At 64.0% G+C, this 2,198-nt stretch carries 2 protein-coding genes; both read right to left on the bottom strand.

Translation table 11 applies throughout. The annotated features are described in order from the left end of the window. Positions 1–6: 6 nt before the first annotated feature. Complete coding sequence (locus VN856_RS14860) at positions 7–789, bottom strand: SDR family oxidoreductase (protein WP_325690304.1); 783 nt, start codon at positions 787–789, stop codon at positions 7–9. After that, positions 782–2,198, bottom strand: a 1,417-nt coding sequence (locus VN856_RS14855) for an AMP-binding protein (RefSeq protein WP_325690302.1), incomplete at its 5' end; no start/stop codon positions are given. The genes VN856_RS14860 and VN856_RS14855, both read right to left, overlap by 8 nt.

Raw genomic sequence — 2,198 nt, 5'->3', positions numbered from 1 at the left:
CAGCGGTCACTGCGCTGTCCACTCCGACGTCAGGGCGAACTTCGACAGATACTTTGTCGAGGTCCATCCACCGTCGACCACGATGGTCTGACCGTTGATGAAACTGCCCCCGGGCGAACACAAGAACGCCACCGTGCTGGCCACGTCCTCGACGGTGCCGAGTCGCTGGTGCGGGGTCATCTCGACCTGCATTCGGCGGAATGCGGGATCCTGCAACCGTTCTTCGGTCATCGCCGTCTGGATTACCCCGGGGGCAACGGCATTGCAGCGGATGCCATGCGATCCGTACTGACAGGCGATGTGGGTGGTCAGCGCGGTCAGCCCGCCTTTCGCCGCGGAATACGGGCCACCACGAAGCCCGCCCACGACGGCGAAGGTCGAGGTGATGTTGATGATGGCCGATCCGGCCTCCATGTGTGGCAACACATCTCGTGCGAGGCGAAACGGCGCCCGTAGCATCACATTGAGGAAGTAATCCAGGGTCTCGTCGTCGGTGCCGTGCAGCGGCGTCGGGTTCCCCACTCCGGCGTTGTTGATCAAGAAGTCGATCCGACCCCACTTCTCGACGGCGGCCTGGACAACGCGGGCGGGTCCGTCGTCGTCTGTCAGATCGACAGCCACCGTCTCGACTCGGTCGGGATCGCCTATCGCTGCGACCAATTCGTCGAGTCGTTTCTCATTCCGCCCAGTAGCGAGTACGGCCATGCCGGTTTCGGCCAGCTTGGTCGCACATCCGAATCCGATTCCACCGGTCGCACCGGTCACGATCGCTACTTGCATGTCATCCATCCGTTGCTATCAGGGTCGCTTGAATCTGGTGCTTGAGCACCTTGCCGGCGTCGTTTCTCGGCAGCGCCTGCCAAATAGCCACCTGTTCTGGCACCTTGAAGATGGCGACACCCCGGGACTGCAAGAAGTCGCGAAGACTCGCCACGTCGGGTTGCGCTTCGTCGGTGGGGACGATGACGGCGCACGCCCGCTCTCCGGTGCGGGCATCGGGCAAGCCGACGATAGCGATGTCCGCGACGCCTGGGTGGCCGATCAGAATGTCCTCGATCTCTTTGGGCGCGATGTTCTCACCGTTGCGGATGATGAGGTCTTTGGCCCGTCCGGTGACGACGAGATAGTCGTCGTCGACCCAGCGGCCCAGATCGCCGGTACGGAAATACCCATCGTCGTCGAAGGATTCGGTCTCGTCCTCGCGGTGCAGGTAGCCGACCAGCATCTGCGGGCCACGGGCATGAATCTCTCCGCCCGGGCCGTGCAGGGTTATCGTCGCGAACCCGGGTCGCCCATCGGTGTCGGCGGCGTGGTCCGGGTCGAGCGGAGCGCCGACCGTTGTCACCGGGACTTCGGTCGAGCCGTACACCCGGGTGACCGCCGCGCGCTCGAAATACTGCGCTGCCTGGCGGATCAGCGACGGCGACACCGAGGCACCGCCGCAGACGAACAGCTTCAGCTGCGGCAGTCGGGTTCCCGCGCGCTCGGCCGCCGCGAGTAGTTGCTCGAGGAATGGTGTGGCTCCGGCGATATGTGTGCAGCCGCTGTCGTCGATCAGCTCGACCGCCGTGTCCGCGTTCCAGCGGTCCATCAGCACGGCCGATGTTCCCAGCAGCAGCGGACATTCGAACGCGTAGATGGAGCCACCGATATGCGCAATCGGTGATGGGACCAGGAACCTGGAGCCGGGCTGAACCTGCCAGTGGTCACAAAGTTGGGTGATCAGCGCATGCATCGAGTTATGGCTGTGCAGAACACCTTTCGGTCGACCAGTAGTCCCTGAGGTGTACAGCACCATCCGCACGGCATCGGGGTCGAGCGTGGGCAGCTCGGCGGCCGGCGACTTCGCCTCAGGTAGTGACCGACCGTTGCGCACGACGACGACCTCGGGCGGGTTCTCCATCTGCGCGACGACCCGGCTGAGCATCGCTGTGTAGTCGTGCCCGCCGTAAACCGACGGCACGAAGATGATCCGGGTGTCCGCGTCACGCAGGATGAAGAGCAGCTCGCTGTCGCGCAGCGAGGGCAGGATGGGGTTGACCACCATCCCGGCGATAGTCGCGCCCAGGTAAATCACGGCGGCCTCATGCCAATTGGGCAGCATGAACGACACGACGCTGCCGATCGTCATCCTCTCCAGCAGTGCATGCGCTAACTCCGTCGCCTGCTCGTGCAGACTCTGACAGTCGAGTCGGTAA

Source organism: Mycobacterium sp. (genome assembly GCF_035603715.1).
GTDB lineage: Bacteria > Actinomycetota > Actinomycetes > Mycobacteriales > Mycobacteriaceae > Mycobacterium.
The sequence above is the reverse complement of the archived record's forward strand: the minus strand, read 5'-3'. Positions and strand labels throughout refer to the sequence as shown.